At 33.0% G+C, this 19,262-nt stretch carries 21 protein-coding genes and 1 tRNA gene; 12 read left to right on the top strand and 10 right to left on the bottom strand.

The features are described from left to right. Positions 1-169: 169 nt before the first annotated feature. Both C1A40_RS00110 and C1A40_RS00105 read left to right on the top strand, forming a co-directional pair. Complete coding sequence (locus C1A40_RS00110) at positions 170-982, top strand: hypothetical protein (protein WP_102994107.1); 813 nt, start codon at positions 170-172, stop codon at positions 980-982. 226 nt (positions 983-1,208) lie between these two features. Next, entirely contained in the window at positions 1,209-1,964 is a 756-nt protein-coding gene (locus C1A40_RS00105; protein WP_102994106.1) for a lipopolysaccharide kinase InaA family protein, read from the top strand. Here the strand turns inward: C1A40_RS00105 and C1A40_RS00100 are convergent, their stop codons facing one another. Next, positions 1,965-2,714, bottom strand: coding sequence for a glycosyltransferase family 2 protein (locus tag C1A40_RS00100; RefSeq protein ID WP_102994105.1), 750 nt, complete (start codon positions 2,712-2,714; stop codon positions 1,965-1,967). Between the two features lie 346 nt (positions 2,715-3,060). Between C1A40_RS00100 and C1A40_RS00095 the strand changes: the two genes are divergently transcribed. After that, entirely contained in the window at positions 3,061-3,885 is an 825-nt protein-coding gene (locus C1A40_RS00095) for a glycosyltransferase family 2 protein (RefSeq protein ID WP_102994104.1), read from the top strand. Here C1A40_RS00095 and C1A40_RS00090 read toward each other — a convergent pair. Together C1A40_RS00090 and C1A40_RS00085 are read right to left on the bottom strand one after the other, a co-directional pair. Further along, positions 3,882-4,943: a glycosyltransferase family 9 protein gene (locus C1A40_RS00090; RefSeq protein WP_102994103.1), complete on the bottom strand. Its 1,062-nt coding sequence runs from the start codon at positions 4,941-4,943 to the stop codon at positions 3,882-3,884. The two genes, C1A40_RS00095 and C1A40_RS00090, sit on opposite strands and share 4 nt — an antisense overlap. Next, the gene (locus tag C1A40_RS00085) at positions 4,944-5,759 is read right to left on the bottom strand and encodes a 2,3,4,5-tetrahydropyridine-2,6-dicarboxylate N-succinyltransferase (protein ID WP_102994102.1); all 816 of its coding nucleotides are present in this window, start codon (positions 5,757-5,759) and stop codon (positions 4,944-4,946) included. It abuts the gene before it with no gap. A 339-nt stretch (positions 5,760-6,098) separates the two neighbouring features. On the opposite strand from C1A40_RS00085, the gene C1A40_RS00080 reads away from it, so the two are divergent. From C1A40_RS00080 to C1A40_RS00060, 5 genes are all read left to right on the top strand, one after another. Further along, positions 6,099-6,389, top strand: coding sequence for a hypothetical protein (locus tag C1A40_RS00080; protein WP_102994101.1), 291 nt, complete (start codon positions 6,099-6,101; stop codon positions 6,387-6,389). A gap of 100 nt (positions 6,390-6,489) precedes the next feature. Continuing rightward, positions 6,490-6,900 carry a Holliday junction resolvase RuvX gene (ruvX, locus tag C1A40_RS00075; RefSeq protein ID WP_102994100.1) on the top strand — a complete coding sequence of 137 codons (411 nt, stop codon included), beginning with the start codon at positions 6,490-6,492 and terminating at the stop codon, positions 6,898-6,900. A 122-nt stretch (positions 6,901-7,022) separates the two neighbouring features. Beyond that, positions 7,023-7,613: a peptide deformylase gene (gene def / locus C1A40_RS00070; protein ID WP_102994099.1), complete on the top strand. Its 591-nt coding sequence runs from the start codon at positions 7,023-7,025 to the stop codon at positions 7,611-7,613. A 54-nt stretch (positions 7,614-7,667) separates the two neighbouring features. After that, entirely contained in the window at positions 7,668-8,102 is a 435-nt protein-coding gene (locus C1A40_RS00065) for a DUF5606 family protein (protein ID WP_102994098.1), read from the top strand. A 109-nt stretch (positions 8,103-8,211) separates the two neighbouring features. Then, complete coding sequence (locus C1A40_RS00060; RefSeq protein ID WP_102994097.1) at positions 8,212-8,772, top strand: TlpA family protein disulfide reductase; 561 nt, start codon at positions 8,212-8,214, stop codon at positions 8,770-8,772. Positions 8,773-8,846: 74 nt separating this feature from the next. Here C1A40_RS00060 and C1A40_RS00055 read toward each other — a convergent pair. The 4 genes from C1A40_RS00055 to C1A40_RS00040 form a co-directional block, all read right to left on the bottom strand. Next, positions 8,847-8,934 (bottom strand) — tRNA-Leu (locus C1A40_RS00055). A 160-nt stretch (positions 8,935-9,094) separates the two neighbouring features. Beyond that, positions 9,095-9,736 (bottom strand): tRNA (guanine-N1)-methyltransferase, encoded by a 642-nt coding sequence (locus C1A40_RS00050; protein WP_241910454.1) that lies wholly within the window; start codon positions 9,734-9,736, stop codon positions 9,095-9,097. A gap of 102 nt (positions 9,737-9,838) precedes the next feature. Next, positions 9,839-11,287: a glyceraldehyde-3-phosphate dehydrogenase gene (locus C1A40_RS00045; RefSeq protein ID WP_102997092.1), complete on the bottom strand. Its 1,449-nt coding sequence runs from the start codon at positions 11,285-11,287 to the stop codon at positions 9,839-9,841. A gap of 124 nt (positions 11,288-11,411) precedes the next feature. Next, entirely contained in the window at positions 11,412-12,821 is a 1,410-nt protein-coding gene (locus C1A40_RS00040) for a trypsin-like peptidase domain-containing protein (RefSeq protein ID WP_102994096.1), read from the bottom strand. 174 nt (positions 12,822-12,995) lie between these two features. Between C1A40_RS00040 and dapF the strand changes: the two genes are divergently transcribed. The 4 genes from dapF (at position 12,996) to C1A40_RS00020 (ending at position 16,638) form a co-directional block, all read left to right on the top strand. After that, positions 12,996-13,769: a diaminopimelate epimerase gene (dapF, locus tag C1A40_RS00035; protein WP_102994095.1), complete on the top strand. Its 774-nt coding sequence runs from the start codon at positions 12,996-12,998 to the stop codon at positions 13,767-13,769. After that, the gene (locus C1A40_RS00030) at positions 13,766-14,290 is read left to right on the top strand and encodes a GNAT family N-acetyltransferase (protein ID WP_102994094.1); all 525 of its coding nucleotides are present in this window, start codon (positions 13,766-13,768) and stop codon (positions 14,288-14,290) included. The genes dapF and C1A40_RS00030 overlap by 4 nt, the downstream gene beginning before the upstream one ends. After that, positions 14,291-15,334: an endolytic transglycosylase MltG gene (gene mltG, locus C1A40_RS00025; RefSeq protein ID WP_102994093.1), complete on the top strand. Its 1,044-nt coding sequence runs from the start codon at positions 14,291-14,293 to the stop codon at positions 15,332-15,334. Between the two features lie 647 nt (positions 15,335-15,981). Then, positions 15,982-16,638: a peptidoglycan-binding protein LysM gene (locus C1A40_RS00020; protein WP_102994092.1), complete on the top strand. Its 657-nt coding sequence runs from the start codon at positions 15,982-15,984 to the stop codon at positions 16,636-16,638. Positions 16,639-16,648: 10 nt separating this feature from the next. Here C1A40_RS00020 and C1A40_RS00015 read toward each other — a convergent pair whose 3' ends face one another. Genes C1A40_RS00015 through dnaA form a run of 3 tightly spaced genes read right to left on the bottom strand, consistent with a single transcriptional unit; the run spans position 16,649 to position 19,262 of the window. Further along, positions 16,649-17,362 carry an SAM-dependent methyltransferase gene (locus C1A40_RS00015; protein WP_102994091.1) on the bottom strand — a complete coding sequence of 238 codons (714 nt, stop codon included), beginning with the start codon at positions 17,360-17,362 and terminating at the stop codon, positions 16,649-16,651. 1 nt (position 17,363) lies between these two features. Continuing rightward, positions 17,364-17,822: a low molecular weight protein-tyrosine-phosphatase gene (locus C1A40_RS00010; protein ID WP_199287728.1), complete on the bottom strand. Its 459-nt coding sequence runs from the start codon at positions 17,820-17,822 to the stop codon at positions 17,364-17,366. 12 nt (positions 17,823-17,834) lie between these two features. Then, positions 17,835-19,262, bottom strand: a complete 1,428-nt coding sequence (dnaA, locus tag C1A40_RS00005; protein WP_102994089.1) for a chromosomal replication initiator protein DnaA — start codon at positions 19,260-19,262, stop codon at positions 17,835-17,837.

Below are 19,262 nucleotides of genomic sequence, written 5' to 3'. Positions count from 1 at the left end.
AAATGCAGTTTATCGAGTTGTTTTGCATATGCTCGAATTGTTAGGGTTTTTGAAGGTTTAATGCATGACATCTGCTCTAAAATTAACATTATTTTAAAAAAAAGTTGTAAATTCAATTGATTACTCAAAAAAATCAATTAATTAATTTATTAATGTTAAAACAACAATTATGAGAAAAATTAGTAAAAGCATATTGTTTGCTGCAGCCCTTTTTTTTATTTCCCTTGGTCTACTAGCGCAAAGTAACTCGAAACATTTGAGCAGTTTAGTAAATATGAAAGCTAGATATTTAGATAACGAAATGCGCAACCATGGCTATAAATTACACAATACAAGTAAAAGCGGTAGCGACAGTTACCAAACTTGGTGGAGTAGTAATCGCAGTAAATGTGTTACTACACACGTAAGCGGAGGTCTTGTTAAGTCGGTTTTAAATACACCAGAGTCTGATTGTGGTAAATCTTCAAACAGAAATTATTCAGAAAACAATCATTATTCGCACAACAATCACGGTGGTAATTTAAATAACCTAGTAGGTTTAAACGTTAACCACTTAAATAGCGAAATGAGAAGACGTGGTTACACGATGCATAAATCAGATAAAAATGGAAATGATTACTATGAAAGCTGGTGGAATAATAATCGTAAAAAATGTGTATCGGTACGTGTAAGAAATCGTGAGGTGAAATCTGTTACCTCTACAATGCCAGCAGATTGTGGTAATAATTCGAAATACAACCATAGTTATAAGTCAAATAAACACTATTATTCAGGAAACAAACAATACAATGATTTACAAGGTTGGGATGCACTTCGTGCATACGCTGAGTTAGAAAACCGTGGTTTTCGTCAAGTTAAAGAACATAGTTCTAATGGGAAAACATACAGACTTTGGAAAGATTACGATACAGATCAATGTATTAAAACACTTAGTATAAATAAAAAAATTAGTCAAATTTTTGCGTCAGAACATTGTGATTAATATATGATTAGTTTGCTTCTTTTTTTAGAAAATTTATAAATCAAAAAAATAAAATTATCAACATTAAAATCCCGGTTTTTATAATCGGGATTTTTAGTTTTATTAATAATAATCGGTAGTCCATTTAAAAATAATGTTTATAATCGTGGTTTATTAAATGGTAAGTCCGTTGAAAAAAAGGATCGATTTAATATATTACAATAAAAACAAATAGTAATTTTGCAATATGAATTACATGATTAATAAGCTGTTTCAGCCCTTTGAAACAAAATTAACCAACTACATAATTAATTTTGATAACTTAGGTGAAGACTATGGGAATCAAGATAGAAATTCATTAAAATTATTTCAATTAGAGGGCCAAACCTTAAATGTAAAATCGTTTAGAATTCCTAATATTATTAACCAAATTGCATACCGTTTTTTTCGAAAAAGTAAGGCACAACGGTCTTTTGAATATGCAATAAAACTTAAGGAATTAGGCGTTGGAACACCAATGCCAATAGCTTATTACGAATTTAAAACACCATTTTTATTTAAAAAAAGCTTTTATATAAGCGAGCAATTAGATTATGACTTTACCTATAGAGCATTAACTACCAATTATAATATTCCCAATTACGAAGCTATTTTAAGAGCATTTACTAGATTTACGTTTCAGTTACATGAAAAGGGTATTCATTTTTTAGATCACTCTCCCGGTAATACCTTAATTCAATTAAATAGCGACGATTATAAATTTTATATAGTCGATTTAAATCGTATGGATTTTAAGGAATTAGATTTTGAAACGCGTATTAAAAATTTTTCACGTTTATCGACCCAGAAATATATGGTCGAAATCATGAGCGATGAATATGCGAAATGTTTAGGTGAAAATTACGATAAAGTCTTTAAATTAATGTGGCGTGATACTGAAGCCTTTCAGGAAAAATACCACAAGCGAAGACGTTTAAAAAACAAACTAAAATTTTGGAAATAGTTAGTCGATTAATTTTTTTAGTTCTTGATACCTGTAATAAACGCCATAAGCGCTTAGGTAACATATGTTTAAACCTTCTTTTCCGTCTAAAAAACCAAGTCTTAACACATAATTCATAATAAATTTAAAGCAAGGTCTTATGTAAAAGTGGTAGAAGTTTGGCTTGTTACCTTTATTATAAAGTTCAAGAGCCTTAAGATTGGCATAGTGTTGCATTTTTGATTTGTAATGGGCCGTACTATCAAAACAGTAATGGAGCATCGTATTTTTTAAAAGACCACTTTTGCCAACAATATGCGGCATTTCATGTACAATTTTATCTTCTATGTATTTTACTTTATCTTTTTTAAACAGACGATAAGTGGTATCTGTTTGAAAACCACTAAAACGTATGCGTTTGTTTTTAAAGAAAAATAGACGTTTTACCATAAATGCAGCTACATCGTTAGGATGGTTTATGGTTTGTAATATTTCGGTTTTTAATTTTTTTGGAATGCGCTCATCGGCATCAATAAATAATACCCAATCATTAGTGGCTTGCTGAAGCGCAAAATTTCTTTGATCGGCAAAATTTTTAAATTTTCGTTGTATGGTGGTTACATTGGGTAAAGCTGATAGTTTTTTAAATGTACCGTCGGTACTAAAGGAATCTACAACAATAATTTCATCTGCAAAACTGATGTTTTTAACAACGTCATTAATATGCTTAACCTCGTTGTAAGTAATAAGTAGTGCTGAAAGTTTAATCATTTTATGATCTAAAAATAAAGCGGTAAAAATAGTGTTTTTTAAGTTTAAAAAGCTGTAAAGTTTAACAAGGATTTTAGTTTAAATTCATAGTTTAAATTGGGTAAACATTGTATTTTTATTTGAATAAATTAAAAGCTTTACTAATAATGTTGTGGTTTTTTAAATACTTTTACACCTTTGAAATGAGTGATAAACCTAAGCCTTTTTTAATGTTAATAAAATAGATTATTTGGGCATATTGTCAATTTAGATTTAAATATTAATCCTATATCGATAAGAAAAGAGGTTAATGCCATATATCGGTTTTAAAAAACGTTTAGTAAATAAGTTATAAAAAAGTAAACCCATGAAAAAACCTAATATATCAATCATTATAAGTACTTATAATTCTGAATCATGGTTAGAAAAGATTTTATGGAGTTATGAAGCCCAGAATTATAAAGATTTTGAAATTGTAATTGCCGATGATGGCTCAAAACAACCAACATTCGATTTGTTGGAACGTATAAAAGCTGAAGTGTCATTTCCAATTATTCATGTTTGGCATGAAGACGAAGGTTTTCAAAAATCTAGAATTTTAAATAAAGCCATTTTAGCTTGTACAACAGACTATATTTTAATGAGTGATGGCGATTGTATGGCTCGCGCAGATTTTGTTCAAGTACATATGGATTATCGGGAAGACGGGTTTTTCTTGTCTGGAGGTTATTTTATGCTTCCCATGACTATTTCTGAAGTTATTACCAAAGAAAATATTTTATCTCAAGATTGTTTTAAAGTTGAATGGTTAAAATCTAAAGGACTGAAAGGGTCCTTTAAAAACAATAAACTAACAGCATCCGGTTTTCGAAGTAAATTACTTAATGCCATGACTCCTACTAACGCGAGTTGGAATGGGCATAATGCTTCGGGGTGGAAAAAAGATATTATGGCTGTTAATGGTTTTGATGAGCGTATGCAGTATGGAGGGCAGGACAGAGAGCTAGGCGAGCGTTTATTTAATTTAGGTGTAAAATCTAAACAAATACGGTATAGTGCTATTTGTTTACATTTGGACCACCCTAGAGGTTATAAAAATCAGGAATCTATTGATAAAAATTTAGCTATTAGAGCAACAACGAAAAAGGAAAATAAGACTTGGACAGATTTTGGAATTAAAAAAACGAACTAAAATTGTTCTAAGTAGTTATTTAGTTCAGGAATAATTAAATCGGGACTAAAATTTTCATATAAATTTAACGCATCTGCCTTCAAAGTTTTAGTTGATTTTTCTTCGAATAATTCAGGTTTTACATCCTTTAAATGGATGGATACATTGGTGCTGTTATTTTCAAACATGCTCCAAGACTCTTTTTTTATCCAAGGTGAAAATATGGTAAAAGTTGGTATTTCCAATGCTTTTGCCATATTAACTGCGCCTCCTTCATTACCAATTAAAGCGGTACAATGTTTAGTGATGGCTAAAAATTCTCGTAAACTTTTCCCAAAGACATTAAAATAAATATAAGGTTTTGTTTCAGCTTTACAAAAGTTGAAAATGGCTTTTGCTGCGGTGTGTTGTTTCGGAATGTAATTAAATAAAATTTGGCCTTGGGTTTTTAACATGATGGCATCAATTAACTTTGCCATATGTAGTAGAGGGTATGTTTTAGTCATGTCACTTCCTAAAACACTAATCATAAAAAGCGGTTTCTCTAAATTAATATTAGCTTTTAAAAGGTTTTGTTTGGAGGTTTCAATCTCAATAGGGGTTAAGTAAATTTTAGGTTTTATCAGGGTTTTCGAAAGTTCTTTTGAAATAGGTTCTAATAATTGTAACCGGTTTTCAATAGCTAAACCAGCGTTAGTATTTGCTGTTTTTTTATTTTTAAATGGATGGGTGTACAGGTAAGCGGAATAGGATTTGTATTGGGATATTTTAATTTTAGATCTTGAAAATAAGGTGATTAGGTTGCTTGAAAATTTAGAGTATACATCAATTACAATGTCGTAATGCTGAGATTGAATGTTTTTCACAAATTTAAATAAGGCCTTTTTACTGTTCTCTTCGGTTTTAGTGAAGAAAATGCAGCGATCTATAAAAGGATTGTTTTCTACAACAGGGTAGGTATGCTCGTTAATTATATAATGTAATTGAGCTTGAGGATATTTTTGACGAAGTGCTTCAAACAGAATACTGCTTGCAAGCACATCGCCAATCATTTTTTGTTGTATAACAAGAATTTTCATTTAAACAGCTACATCGTTTTCACGAAGGGCATCGTTTAGTGAGGTTTTCTTATCGGTACTTTCTTTACGCTTTCCAATAATTAAAGCGCATGGTACTTGATATTCACCTGCAGCGAATTTTTTAGTATAACTTCCAGGAATGACTACCGAACGAGCAGGCACACGACCTTTCATTTCAATAGGTTCATCGCCGGTAACATCAATAATTTTTGTACTCATGGTAAGCACCACGTTTGCCCCTAAAACAGCTTCTTTTTCAACACGAACCCCTTCAACCACGATACAACGTGATCCTACAAAAACGTTATCTTCAATAATAACTGGAGCAGCTTGTAATGGTTCTAAAACACCACCAATACCAACACCTCCAGAAAGATGAACGTTTTTACCAATTTGAGCACAACTACCAACAGTAGCCCAAGTATCAACCATAGTACCTTCATCTACATAAGCACCAATGTTTACATAACTAGGCATTAAAATAGTTCCTGAAGAAATATAAGCGCCATGACGTGCTACAGCGTGAGGTACGACACGAATACCTTTTTCTTTGTAACCTGTTTTTAAAGGAATTTTATCATGAAATTCTAATGGACCACACTCTATAGTTTCCATTTTTTGGATTGGGAAATATAAAACTACGGCTTTTTTAACCCATTCGTTTACTTGCCAACCGTTTTCAACTGGTTCAGCAACACGTAGCTCACCTTGGTCTATTAAATCTACTACTTTTCTTATTGAAGTAATGGTGTTTTCTTCACTTAATAACGCTCTGTCATTCCAAGCATTTTCTATGATTTGTTGTAATTCTGTCATTGTAAAATTATTTTGAGCAAATATACTAGCTATGATTTAAATACGGTAAAGGAATTATCAAATTAATATAAAAAGCCAACGTATACGGATGTTTTTTAAAAATTCATAATCTTTATTAAAAATTATGAATTTCTTAACATGTATTTAGTATAATTAAAAAAAAATTATTAGATTTACTTCGTTTATCGTTAAAATGTGTCTTTTAGCGATGTTTATAACGAGGGTAATTTTTGTCTCATTACATTTAAAATTTTATGGTTTGCTCTATCTAAAAATTAGTTACGGGCAAATATTACCTTAGTCATTTTAATCATAAGTAATCATTTAATTAAAACGCAGATGAAAATCAATTTTTACTTCATTTTAATATTTTTATTTTTTGGTTCAGTTGCCAGTGCTCAAATTTCAGATTCAACTTTGAAAACGGAAAAGAAGCAGCAAATTTCTGTGGTTAGAAATATTACTGTTAACATGCTAACTCCAAATAAAGTTATATTATTAGACGAATTAAAAGTTAATTTAAGAATAACACGATTAGAAAGTGATATTAAACTTTATTATAAAAGGCAGAAAAAAATTAGTAATATCAGCTTAGTTTTTCCTAAAATGAATTTGGAAGCCTTAGCTTAAAAATAAATCATAAAAACGAACCAATAGTTATAATTGAATAGAAAAAGGTTGTCTAATTACGGTAACCTTTTTTTTATGTACTACTTTTGTAAAAAAAAATATGGCTCGCATTTTAGCATTAGATTACGGATCAAAAAGAACGGGGATTGCTATAACCGATGTTTTACAAATTATAGCATCAGGTTTAACTACCGTGCCCACTAAAGAACTGTTACCTTTTTTACAAGATTATTTAAAAAAAGAAGATGTGGAATTAATTTTAGTTGGTGAGCCCAAACAAATGGATAATACGGCATCTGAAAGTGAGGCTTATATTGTACCTTTTTTAAAAAAATTAGAAAAAGCTTTTCCTAATATGCCTATCAAACGCGTTGATGAGCGATTTACTTCTAAAATGGCCTTCCAAACGATGATCGATAGTGGCTTAAAAAAGAAACAGCGTCGAAATAAAGCTTTAATTGATGAAATTAGTGCCACTATTATTCTACAAGATTATTTGCATTCAAAGTAATCTTTTATTGATGAAATGTTTTTATAAGGACTATATTTCTTAATTTTTTCAGAATAATTTCTATTAAACATATAACATAATTAATAAGAGTTGTATTTTTGCAAGCCTTAATAAAGCACCTTATGATTTTACCTATTGTAGCCTATGGCGATCCTGTTTTAAAGAAGAAAGCTACCGATATAGCAAATGATTATCCTAATTTACAGGATTTGCTAGCGAACATGTTTGAAACCATGTACAATGCCTATGGGGTAGGTTTAGCGGCACCTCAAATAGGTTTGCCTATCCGATTATTTGTTATAGATACAACGCCTTTTTCGGAAGATGAAGATTTAACAGAGGCCGAGCAAAACGCATTAAACGGTTTTAAACGTGTTTTCATAAACGCTAAAATTGTTGAGGAATCGGGAGATGAATGGGCTTTTAATGAAGGGTGCTTAAGTATCCCAGATGTTAGAGAAGATGTTTTTAGAAAACCTAATATTATTATAGAGTATTTGGATGAAAACTTTCAGCCACAAAAGGAATCCTTCGATGGGTTAGTAGCTCGTGTTATTCAGCATGAGTATGATCATATTGAAGGTGTTTTATTTACGGATAAACTATCAAGTTTAAAGAAAAAACTAATTAAGGGAAGGCTTACTAATATCTCTAAAGGAAAGATAAATGTAGATTATAGAATGCGTTTTCCAGATCAAAAAAAGAAACGATAATGTTTGCAATACATCAATAATCAGTTGATATTTGTGACCCTTAAAAAATAAAATATGAGTTTAGAAAAAGTTATATCAATTTCAGGTAAACCAGGATTATATAAATTAGTAACACAAACCCGTGGTGGTTTTGTTGCAGAGTCTTTAATCGACAAAAAACGCATTTCTGTAAGCGTACAAAATAACGTAAGCGTATTAAGTGAAATTGCTATTTATACCTTAACGGAAGAAGTGCCTTTAGCTCAGGTTTTTGAAAATATAAAAGTGAAAGAAAACGGCGAGAAAGCGTCTGTAAATCCTAAAGATAGCAAAGATAAACTTGAAGAATATTTCTTTTCAATATTGCCAGAATACGATGAGGATCGTGTGTATGCTAGCGATATTAAAAAAGTTATCCAATGGTATAACTTACTACAAGAACATAAGATGCTTGATAATTTAGTTGAGGCTGAAGCTGAAGCGACCGAGTCTTCAGAAGAAGAAGCCTAAATGATTTAGCATTGTCTAATATTTAAAACCTCCTTTTTTGGGAGGTTTTTTTATGGGAATTTATTAACTTGTAACGTTGCCAGCCTAAATCCAATCGAACGAAACTCGTATGAAAACTAATTTTAGCACAAAAAATATTCTATTTATTGTTGTAATAGTTTTACTGTTAATCCCTCAAACAAGACACCCAATTCAAGTGTGGCTAAATAAGGGCCTAGCTTTATTTAGTCCAGCCGTAGTTGATGAAAATAAGCAAGCAGTTTTAACAGATTATAAATGGGCTTTACAAACAAAATCTGGGCAAATTGTTAGTTTTGAACAAAGTCAGGGCAAAGTAGTGCTTTTAAATTTTTGGGCAACCTGGTGTGCGCCTTGTATTGCCGAAATGCCTAGCTTACAATTGCTTTATGAGGATTATAAAGATAAAGTAGATTTTGTTTTTGTTTCAAGTGATCCACCGGAAAAAGTTGAAGACTTTTTAAAGAAGGAGGGCTATACGTTTGAAAACTATAGGATTAAAAGTCAGTTGCCAGATCTGTTAGATGTGACTAATATTCCACGGACTTTTTTAATCGATCAATCTGGACATATAATAATTGATAAAACAGGAGCTGCCAATTGGAATAGTGAAAGTGTAAGGACGACCATTGATGCATCGTTAAATCGTTAAGGTTGATTGATTTATAAGGGTTTGAGGTATAAAAAAAGGTTTTATTAAAATGATTAATAAAACCTTATAATAAGTGGTGCGCACGAGAAGATTCGAACTTCCACATCCTAAACGGATACTGGCCCCTCAAGCCAGCGCGTCTACCAATTCCGCCACGTGCGCTTAATTTGAGGCGCAAATATACAGAAGTTTTAAAAGTTTCCTCAACTTGTTCTTATGTTTTTTGAAGAATTACAGTTTATATCCCAGTACTTCAAATGAAAGAAGGCTAAACCTTTGGTGTTTAGCCTTCTTTTATAATTTAAATGAGTTATAAGGATAACTACTTATTCTTATTCAGTTCGTCTTGAAGTTGACGACGTACTTTTTGTTCACGCTCTAAGGCTGTTCTTCGGTGTTCTTCAAATTCCTCTTCCACTTCAGCCAAGTTGCGGTTAGCTTCTTTGGTAATGATATTACTGTTATTAAATTTGTAGATAAAGAATATCAAGCAGGCCAGAAGAACGCCTATAATAGACCACATTAATACGTTATAATTCGCTTTTCCTAATTGGATGCCAAATAATGACATGTTGTCTTTTTCAATGTTCGTTTGATCTAAGTCCGTTTGAGTGTTCGTGAGTTTTAATTTTAGGTCTGAAATCTCTTGCTCTTGAGTTTTAACAACACCTTGTGTTGCTACCAAATCTTTTCGTACGGCATTTAAAGAATCAATAGTATGCGATTTTAAAGTGTATAACCAATCTTTTTTTACAACCTTGTAATCCTGATATTTATTTGATTTTTGAATAACATATTCAAACTGACTATCAATAGTACCGCTGTTTAAGGATAATTTATCTTCATCGATATCCGTTTGGGCAGTTGAGTGTAGTGTAAAAAGGCAAGTAAAGGCAATGCATAGTGATGATTTGATGAATGTCATTTTTGGCATGGTGTTTCGTAATTTTTCTAATTTTCGCAATTTATAAAATAATGTTTAGTATATAATTCAAGATATACAAAAAGCCTCAACTAGTGAGGCTGGTATAGATACGATTTTAAACGTGATTTAGATTATATTATTTTAATAATATGTATAACGTCTCACTTTAGCGATATATTTTGCCAGTCTAATCACTTGGTGGCTATAACCATATTCGTTATCGTACCAAATGTAAAGAATGATATTTTTACCATCTTTTCTAACTATAGTAGATTTACTATCAAAGATTGAAGGCGCCGAACAGCCAACAATATCACTAGAAACTAGTTCGTCGCTAAGTTCATATTTTATTTGTTCTACCAAATCGCCTTCTAAAGCATATTTTTTTAAAACACTATTAATACCCTTAACGGTAGTTTCTTTTTCGATCTCTAAATTTAAAATAGCTAATGACCCATTCGGGACTGGTACGCGTATGGCGTTAGAGGTTAATTTACCTTCCAAACTAGGTAAGGCTTTAGCAACAGCGCTGCCTGCTCCAGTTTCGGTGATTACCATATTAAGTGCTGCTGCACGACCTCTACGGTATTTACTATGAAAATTATCCACTAAATTTTGATCGTTGGTATAAGCGTGAATGGTTTCTAAATGTCCACTTTTAACTTTACAAGAATCTTCAACAGCTTTTAAAATTGGTGTTATGGCATTGGTGGTACATGATGCTGCCGAAAAAATATCAATTTCGTCAGGGTTATAGGCTTTATGGTTAACACCATATACAATGTTTGGAATTTCTTTCCCTGGTGCAGTGATTAAAACTTTGTCAATACCTTTAGCTTTTAAATGTTTTGTCAATGTGACTTTATCTCTAAAAGCACCCGTATTATCAATGACAAGTGCATTATTAATATCATATTTTGTATAATCGATGTCTTCAGGGGTATTGGCAGAAATAATATTTACGGTGGTACCATTAATGATTAGGGCTTGGTTTGTTTCATCTATAGAAACGGTTCCAGGAAAATCGCCATGAACAGAATCGTTACGTAACAAGGCCGCTCGTTTTTCTAATATCTTAGCATCTATTTGGCTACGAGTTACAATGGCACGCAATCTCAATTGACTGCCTTTTCCTGTTCTAACCATGAGTTCGCGGGCCACGAGTCTCCCTATACGTCCAAAACCATATAAAACGACATCTTTAGGTGCGATAATTCCATTTTTATGTGCATCTCTTAATTTATGAGCAATAAAAGTAGTGGCATTATTTGCTTTGTTTTCTTCGATATGATATTCGTAAGTGAGTTTACCAATGTCTAGTTTGGCAGGTGGGAGATCTAAGGTTTTAATAGCTTCTGCAATTTTAACAGTATCAAAAATAGAAATAGGTTTTTGTACAAATTTGCCAGCATAGTCGTGTAAGTTTAAAATCTGACTCACATTTCTGTCGATAAGCTGGTTTCTAAAAAGCACCAATTCAATTGATTTGTCATACCAAAGGTCGCTTACAATTTTAATAAAGGCTACTGTCGCTTTTCTGCGGTCGGCCTGAAAGGCTAATTCCTTCTCGTAATTTTTGTTAGAGGTCATGTTTAGTTGGGGTTTTTTATGGTGTCTTTTCAAAAATACCATAATTCAAACGTTTTCGTAATTGGTTTTAACAAAAAAATAACCCTTCAAAACTGAAGGGTTATTTAAGACTATCAGGTGTGTTTTATCTAAAATTAAAACGCTCTCTTTGTCCGTTTGTATTAATGAGTTCAAGTCTTATAGGCTCATAAGTCGATCTTTCTTTCAGAATGTTTTGAACATCATCAACCGTATTTACTTTAACATCATTTATGGAGGTAATAATGCTACCTTCTAATATACCATTGTTTTTCCAGTATTGTTCATATTCACCATTCAACTGAACAATTTTCACACCATTACTTGCTTTGAGTTTTTTTAAATCGTTCTTCGTTGTGTTTTTAATACGTCCTACTAAAGGCATATTAAAGGTGTTATTTTTGGCAAGTGTAACATTTACAGATTTTAGAGCTCCGGCTCTAAGCAAGGTTAAGTTAACAACATCGCCAGGGCGTTTTGCACTTAAGTGTCCTGTTAAATCAGAAAATTTAGAAACTTTAATTTGGTCTATCTCTTTTATAATATCACCGTTTTTAAGTCCTGCTTTGTCTGCTCCAGAACCTTCAACAACACTATCGATATATACACCTTCGGTGTCATCGATTCCAATTTTTTCGGCAACAGAACTGTTTAATGCACCGCCTTGAATACCTAAAATACCGGTTTGTACATTGCCGTATTCTAAAATATCTTCAATTACTTTTCTGGCAATATTGCTAGGGACAGCAAAGGAATACCCGATATATGATCCTGTTTGAGAAGAGATGGCTGTGTTAATACCTACAAGCTCACCCTTTGTGTTTACCAGAGCACCTCCAGAATTCCCAGGGTTTACGGCTGCATCGGTTTGAAGAAAGGATTGCGAGCTGGTTCCAGACAAATCTCTTGACTTGGCACTAATAATTCCAGCAGTCACTGTCGATGTTAAATTAAAAGGGTTACCAACGGCCAAAACCCATTCGCCTACTTTAACGTTATCCGAATCGGCAAAAGTGACAAAAGGTAATGCTTCATCAGCATCTATTTTAAGTAATGCAATATCATTTTTTGAATCGGCACCTATAAGTTGGGCGGTGTAGGTTTTGTTATTGTTTAATGTTACCGATAGTTCTTGTGCATTTTTAATCACGTGATTGTTGGTGATAATGTAACCATCGGTATTAATAATCACCCCAGAACCAGTACCAACTTGTGCGCGTTGCGGACTTCTTCCGTAAAAGAAATCTTGAAAGGTCATTTGGCCAGAGCTTAGTGTCACATTTTTTACGTGCACCACGGCATTAACGGTATTTTCTGCAGCTACAGAAAAATCAGGGGCTTCATAAGCTTTGTAGTTACCCATGTTATTAACAGGGGTTGTTGGTATGCTTACGGCTTCAGTATCGGTAGTTGTAACCAATTCCGCATGGTTGTTTTCTATAAAAATTTTGTATGCGCTTAAGGTGAAAATACCACCTAAAGCTGAAACTAATAGCATGGAAAAAATCTTCTTCATAATTTCGTTTTAAGTATTATTTTAAATTTATTTTATTGAGTTCAAACCTCTGTTTCTCTAAGTAATTAACGATAATAATGATTAAAATTAAATATTTATTGAGTTTTGATTTCAACTTTAACTGCGATTTAACAACCCAAAAAACCGTATAAAATCTTATATTTGCCGCCTATTATGCAACAGACTTTTTACAAATACCAAGGAACAGGAAACGATTTTGTGATGATTGATAATCGTCTGCAAACATTCGACAAAAATAATACCAAACAAGTTGCTTTTTTATGTGACAGACGTTTTGGCGTAGGGGCAGATGGTTTAATTTTATTAGAAAATCACCCTGAATATGATTTTAAAATGGTCTATTATAATGCCGATGGAAACGAAAGTACCATGTGTGGTAATGGGGGGCGTTGTTTGGTGGCTTTTGCTCAGCAATTAGGTGTTATTACCAATAAAGCTGTTTTTGAAGCTATTGATGGCTTACATCATGCTACTATAGAAAATGGCATAGTTCATTTACAAATGTTAGATGTTGATGTTGTTGAAAAACATGATAATCATGTGTTTTTAAATACAGGCTCACCACATCACGTACAGTTCGAAACTGCTATTGAAGATTTTGATATTAAAAGTAAAGGCTCTGGTATTCGCTATGGTGCACCTTATAATCAAGAAGGTACTAATGTGAATTTCGTTCAGAAAATTTCAGATACCACTTTTAGAGTACGCACATATGAGCGTGGTGTTGAGGATGAAACTTTGTCATGTGGAACAGGAGTAACTGCCGTAGCCATCGCCATGCATGCTACAGGTGAAACCAATCAGAGTACTGTAAATTTAAATGTTGAAGGCGGTAAGCTTCAAGTACGTTTCGATGTAGAAAATGGCCATTACCACAATGTTTGGCTAATCGGTCCAGCAACTTACGTGTTTGAAGGAAACATATGATAACTTTAAAAGGTGATATCATTTATTTACGTGCCTTAGAACCTGAGGATTTAGACTTTGTTTACGAGGTAGAAAATGATGAATCCATATGGGAAATGAGCTGCACCCAAACGCCTTATTCTAGATTTTTAATAAAACAATATTTAGAGCATGCTCATAAGGATATATATGAAGCAAAGCAATTACGCTTGGTGATTTCCACTTATGAAGATGTTGCTGTTGGAATGATCGATTTGTTCGATTTCGATGTTAAAAATAAAAGGGCAGGAGTGGGAATTTTGGTTAAAACGCCAAGCGATCGATTAAAAGGCTATGGAAAGGAAGCTCTGGGCTTGCTTATAGATTACTGTTTTACACACTTAGATTTGCATCAGCTATATTGTAGTATCACCGAAGGTAATATGGCTAGTATAAAGCTTTTTTCTAATCATGGTTTTAAAGAAATTGGACTTAAAAAAGATTGGACCTGTGTTCGAGGCACATATAAAAACGAATATTTATTTCAACTTATTAATAATTAAATGTATATAAAAAAGATACTTCTTGCTATTGTTGGTTTAGGGCTTGTTGCCGCCGTGTTTTTTGCAAATTTTGTTTATAAGACGATGTTAAAGCCTAATACTGCTTTTAACAATGAATCTGCTTACATTTTTGTACCTACTCAAGCAACTTATCAAGATGTAAGAGCTCAATTAGAGCCTTTATTAATCGACATCGAGACTTTTGATGATCTAGCGAAACAGAAAAAATACATATCTAACATTAAAGCTGGTCGTTTTGAGATAAAAAAGGGCATGAATAATAATGATATTATTAATTCTATAAGAAGTAGAAATTTGCCTATTCGAGTGTCATTTAATAATCAAGAATCTCTTGAAAAGCTTGCAGGACGTGTTGCGGAACAAATAGAGGCTGATAGTTTGTCTTTATTAACAACAATGACTGATGAGGCTTTTTTAAAAAATAACGGATTTAGTTTAGCTACAGCTCTAGGTATGTACGTGCCTAATAGTTATGAGTTTTTCTGGAATACATCGGCTGAAGGTTTTAGAGACCGCATGTTAAAGGAATATAAAGCCTTTTGGAATGCTTCTAGGCTTAAAAAGGCGAAAGATATAGGTTTATCCCAAGATCAAGTCATTGCTTTAGCGTCTATAGTTCATGAAGAGTCAAAACAAGCCGCAGAATTACCTAGAATTGCAGGGGTTTACATGAATCGAATTAAAGTAGGCATGCCTTTACAGGCCGATCCCACACTTAAATACGCAGCCTATCAGTTACCAGAATATAAAGATACGGTGATTAAACGTGTTTTAAATGTGCATAAAGAAATTCCTTCTCCATATAATACTTACCTTAACCGAGGTTTACCTCCAGGACTTATAGCCATGCCCGATATTACAGCTATTGATGCTGTTTTAAATTATGAAAAACACAGTTATTACTATTTTGTTGCCGATGCCAAACGATTAGGGTTTCATAAGTTTGCAAAAACATTAGCTCAACATAATAGGAACGCTGCCGAATACTGGCGGTACCTTTCTTCGCAGGGTATCAGAAAATAAATCTACTATTCTGATTTTTTAAACATCCGTTTAGATCAACTTTACGTATAAACTCAAATCGATAATTTATATACGAGCTTGGACATGCCATGTCGTAAATTTTATGTGATTTTGGGTGTAACTTTAACCATGTTTTGAAGTTGAAATTCTGAAAAATGACTTTCAAAGGTGTTTTTATCCTCGTTTTGAGTTAAAAAAAATTGAAAGATCATATGTTCTGCATAATGATTGCTAACATAAAGACACGAAAATGAGTTATCAAATTTTGTGATTTATGTTAAAATTTAAATCCTATTTACGTGGCAACTTTCTGGGGTAATACTAAATGAAATGGCATATAAATGGTGATTAGTAAAGTATAGGTTTCTGTTTTTGTAAAATGTTATAGTTTGTTAATGTTTTTAGAATGGATGAAATAAAGACTTAGTTTTGGACGTTTGTAGTCGAATTTAAGACGTGTTAATAGTTAGAAATTAGATGTGTTTTCAAGAAAATATTGAATAGAAAACGGTGTATTTCGTCTATTGTTCAATAAAAAGAAACCGTTAAACGATTAATTTTGAAGTTATTGATAAAAGGCTTAATTTTGCCGGCTCAAATTTCAAAGGTAGTTTTAGTTAAAAAAAATACCGAAAAAATTTAAAATTATGGTTAAAAATATTGCAAGTTTTGGAATTATCGCACTTACAATATCAACACTATTGTATTTCTCATTTAAATCGAATGAGACTTTTGATTCTAGTAAATATTCAACAGAAGGTTTAGATTTAGATTATACCGTAAGTTTGGATGTTATAGATGAAAGTACAGCGCCTCAAAAATATAACGAGGAAATTTTCACCCCTTACTTAGGAAAATCATTTGTGGGTTTTAAAGAGGCCTTAGCTTTTAAGGAATCAAGAGGGAAATATTCTGTGGTGAATACTTATGGGTACTTAGGTAAGTATCAATTTGGAAAAGGGACTTTAAAACTGTTAGGGGTTACGAATCCAGATCACTTTTTAAACAGTCCTAGTTTACAGGAAAATGCCTTTATCGCCAATACAGCACGTAACAAATGGATTTTGAGACGTGATATTAAAAACTTTGTTGGTAAAAAAGTGAATGGCATATTGGTTACCGAATCTGGTATTCTAGCAGCTGCTCACTTGGCTGGTCCTGGAAGTGTGAAAAAATTCTTAAGAAGTTACGGTATCGATAATTTCGCCGATGGTTATGGTACAACTGTTGGTCACTATATGAAACGTTTTTCTGGTTACGATACGTCGTTTATAAAACCAGATAGAAAAGCTAAAGCGATTTAATTCATCGTCTTTAAGTTTTATGAATAATAAACAAGGTAGGTCTTTTATGAAGATCTACCTTATTTTTTTTCCAGGCATTTGCTGGTTGTGTTTTAATGAATTCTGTAGGTAATGTAATATCACAGGCTACACAAACTTGAGTGTTATTTTCTAAAAAATTAGCCAAGTCCTCAATCATTTTATTATTTCGGTAGGGTGTTTCAATAAATAATTGTGATTGGTCTTGCTCGTAAGATAAGCGCTCTAAACGTTTAATTTCAGCTTTACGTTCACCTTTATCTATAGGTAAATAACCGTTGAAAGCAAAACTCTGACCGTTCATGCCGGAGCTCATCATGGCCATAAGTATGGATGATGGCCCTACTAAAGGCACAACTTTTATATTTTTATCATGAGCGATCTTAACAACATCGGCTCCAGGATCCGCCACGCCAGGGCACCCCGCTTCCGATAAGAGTCCAATTGAGGTTCCTGATAAACAAGGCTCTAAAAAACTTGGTAAATCAGCTTCATTAGTAAATTTGTTTAAAAGAAAAAGTTTTAACGAAGGTTGAGGTTTATCCGGACAAATCTTTTTAATAAAGCGTCTTGCGGTTTTTTCGTTCTCAACAATAAAGATGTTGGTTTGTTCTATGATGTTTTTTACCGTAATTGGTAACACTTCCATAGGATTGTTATCACCTAAAGTTGTTGGAATTAAATAAAGTTTGCCGTGGTTTGTCATTTTATAAAGACCTTAAGTCATTTGCAATTTTTTCGCAGGCTTCCTCTAGCATGTTATACACATTTTGAAAGCCTTCATCACCACCATAATAGGGGTCTGGAACATCAAAATTTTGATTTGGATACACTTCGTTTAAGATGTATTTCGCTTTTTTACGGTCGTCTTCATTTCTAGCCAGTTTAAGTGCATTTTGATAATTGGAAGCATCCATAACATAAATGTAATCAAACTTATCAAAATCTGAAACTACCAGTTGTCTGCCCCGAAGCTTTGAAATGTCTAAACCATGTTTCTTGGCTACTTCAATCGAGCGTCTATCTGGTGAGGCACCAATATGATAACTGGCAGTGCCAGCAGAATCTACGTGAAATCCTCCTGATGGGAGTTTTGATTTTAGGATGCCTTCAGCTAGGGGAGAACGGCAAATGTTTCCCAGGCAAACCATCAGTATATTCATCATGATTTAAAAGTTTTAAACCGAAAGTTTTTTAGTAATGTCTTCAACATACTTTTTGAACTGTTTGTCTGTTGAAGATAGATTATCCACTGTTTTACAGGCGTGTAATACGGTGGCATGATCTCTTTTTCCTATTTGAGATCCAATACTAGCTAAAGAAGCTTTAGTGTGTTTTTTAGCAAAAAACATAGCCAATTGTCTGGCTTGAACAATATGACGTTTTCTGGTTTTAGACTGTAAAGTATCGATATCCATTTGGAAATAATCGGATACCACTTTTTGGATATAGTCTATAGAAACTTCGCGTTTTGTGTTTTTTACAAATTTCTCAACAATAACACGCGCTAAGTCAATCGTAATTTCCTTTTTATTGAAAGAAGACTGTGCTATCAATGAAATGATTGCACCTTCAAGCTCCCGAACATTCGATTTGATGTTTTTAGCCACATAATCGATAATTTCATCTGGCATTTCAACACCATCTCGGTATAGTTTGTTTTTCAGTATTGAAACTCGGGTTTCAAAATCTGGATTTTGTAACTCTGCCGACAAGCCCCATTTGAAACGAGACAATAAGCGTTGTTCAATATCTTGCATATCAACAGGAGCCTTGTCACTTGTTAAAATAACCTGTTTGCCGTTTTGGTGTAAATGGTTAAATATGTGAAAGAAAACGTCTTGAGTTCCTGTTTTTCCAGAAAGGAACTGAACATCATCAATAATTAATACATCAATAATTTGATAAAAATGGATAAAATCATTTCTGTTGTTCTTTTTAACGGCATCTATATATTGTTGTGTGAATTTTTCAGCTGAAATATATAAAACGGTTTTTTCTGGGTATTTATCTTTAATATCAACACCTATGGCATGAGCTAAGTGTGTTTTTCCTAAACCAACTCCTCCAAAAATTAATAAGGGGTTGAAAGAAGTTCCTCCAGGTTTGGCTGCTACAGCTAATCCAGCACTTCGTGCCAAACGATTAGAGTCGCCTTCTAAGAAATTCTCAAAACTGTAATTCGGGTTTAGTTGCGACTCAATCTTTACATTTCTAATGCCTGGAATGACAAACGGATTGCGTAATTCAGGACTTTTATTGTTTAAAGGAATGTCAACATTTTGCGATTTTACAGACGAACGGTTCGCACTTGGAATCTTTTCAGTGAAGGGTTGTTTGTTGCCATAAGTGTTTTCCATTTTAATAATGTAAACTAACTTGGCGGTTTCTCCTAACTCCTTGGTGAGTGAAACTTTTAGGATCTTTACATAGTGTTCTTCAAGCCATTCGTAGAAAAATTTACTCGGTACTTGAATGCTTAATGCTGTGCCTGTTAGTTTAACTGCTACAATAGGTTCAAACCAAGTTTTGTAGGCTTGCGGTTGGATATTATCCTTTATAAATTCAAGACAGTTATTCCATACCGATTGCGCAGTTACACTCAT

This window comes from Tamlana carrageenivorans, from assembly GCF_002893765.1.
Taxonomy (GTDB): domain Bacteria; phylum Bacteroidota; class Bacteroidia; order Flavobacteriales; family Flavobacteriaceae; genus Pseudotamlana; species Pseudotamlana carrageenivorans.
Note: the sequence above shows the minus strand (reverse complement) of the source record. Positions and strands in the feature narration are given on the sequence as shown.

Coding starts and splice junctions, on each gene's coding strand:
- C1A40_RS00060 (WP_102994097.1), top strand. CDS start 8,212: ATGAAAACTAATTTTAGCACAAAAAATATTCTATTTATTGTTGTAATA.
- C1A40_RS00110 (WP_102994107.1), top strand. CDS start 170: ATGAGAAAAATTAGTAAAAGCATATTGTTTGCTGCAGCCCTTTTTTTT.
- dnaA (WP_102994089.1), bottom strand. CDS start 19,262: ATGAGTGTAACTGCGCAATCGGTATGGAATAACTGTCTTGAATTTATA.
- C1A40_RS00100 (WP_102994105.1), bottom strand. CDS start 2,714: ATGATTAAACTTTCAGCACTACTTATTACTTACAACGAGGTTAAGCAT.
- ruvX (WP_102994100.1), top strand. CDS start 6,490: ATGGCTCGCATTTTAGCATTAGATTACGGATCAAAAAGAACGGGGATT.
- C1A40_RS00085 (WP_102994102.1), bottom strand. CDS start 5,759: ATGACAGAATTACAACAAATCATAGAAAATGCTTGGAATGACAGAGCG.
- C1A40_RS00010 (WP_199287728.1), bottom strand. CDS start 17,822: ATGATGAATATACTGATGGTTTGCCTGGGAAACATTTGCCGTTCTCCC.
- C1A40_RS00080 (WP_102994101.1), top strand. CDS start 6,099: ATGAAAATCAATTTTTACTTCATTTTAATATTTTTATTTTTTGGTTCA.
- C1A40_RS00090 (WP_102994103.1), bottom strand. CDS start 4,943: ATGAAAATTCTTGTTATACAACAAAAAATGATTGGCGATGTGCTTGCA.
- C1A40_RS00030 (WP_102994094.1), top strand. CDS start 13,766: ATGATAACTTTAAAAGGTGATATCATTTATTTACGTGCCTTAGAACCT.
- C1A40_RS00105 (WP_102994106.1), top strand. CDS start 1,209: ATGAATTACATGATTAATAAGCTGTTTCAGCCCTTTGAAACAAAATTA.
- C1A40_RS00040 (WP_102994096.1), bottom strand. CDS start 12,821: ATGAAGAAGATTTTTTCCATGCTATTAGTTTCAGCTTTAGGTGGTATT.
- dapF (WP_102994095.1), top strand. CDS start 12,996: ATGCAACAGACTTTTTACAAATACCAAGGAACAGGAAACGATTTTGTG.
- C1A40_RS00020 (WP_102994092.1), top strand. CDS start 15,982: ATGGTTAAAAATATTGCAAGTTTTGGAATTATCGCACTTACAATATCA.
- def (WP_102994099.1), top strand. CDS start 7,023: ATGATTTTACCTATTGTAGCCTATGGCGATCCTGTTTTAAAGAAGAAA.
- mltG (WP_102994093.1), top strand. CDS start 14,291: ATGTATATAAAAAAGATACTTCTTGCTATTGTTGGTTTAGGGCTTGTT.
- C1A40_RS00045 (WP_102997092.1), bottom strand. CDS start 11,287: ATGACCTCTAACAAAAATTACGAGAAGGAATTAGCCTTTCAGGCCGAC.
- C1A40_RS00065 (WP_102994098.1), top strand. CDS start 7,668: ATGAGTTTAGAAAAAGTTATATCAATTTCAGGTAAACCAGGATTATAT.
- C1A40_RS00095 (WP_102994104.1), top strand. CDS start 3,061: ATGAAAAAACCTAATATATCAATCATTATAAGTACTTATAATTCTGAA.
- C1A40_RS00015 (WP_102994091.1), bottom strand. CDS start 17,362: ATGACAAACCACGGCAAACTTTATTTAATTCCAACAACTTTAGGTGAT.